At 70.4% G+C, this 257-nt stretch carries 1 protein-coding gene; it reads right to left on the bottom strand.

Translation table 11 applies throughout. The features are described 5' to 3' along the window. A partial coding sequence (locus SAZ04_RS22450) for a permease (protein ID WP_332699891.1) occupies positions 1–257 on the bottom strand: 257 nt, incomplete at both ends.

The raw sequence follows: 257 nt of genomic DNA, 5'->3' as shown, positions 1-257 counted from the left end.
CGGCAGAGACGAACCCGATGAACGCGGGCACGGCGCTGCACGAGCAGAACGGGGTCGCCACGCCCAGGCCCGCGGCCGCGAGGTTCGCGAACCCCTCGCGCCGGCCACCGAGGAGCGCGCGGGTGCGCTCGACGCTCATGAACGAGCGCAGGACCGTGACCACGAAGATGATCCCGGTGAGCAGGAGCAGGATCTTCGTCGTGTCGTAGACGAAGAAGCGGATCGACTCGCCCAGGCGGCTCGCGGGATCGAGGCCG

It is taken from the genome of Halalkalibacter lacteus, from assembly GCF_036663595.1.
GTDB classification, from domain to species: Bacteria; Bacillota; Bacilli; order Bacillales; family Bacillaceae_D; genus Halalkalibacter; species Halalkalibacter lacteus.
Note: the sequence above shows the minus strand (reverse complement) of the source record. Positions and strands in the feature narration are given on the sequence as shown.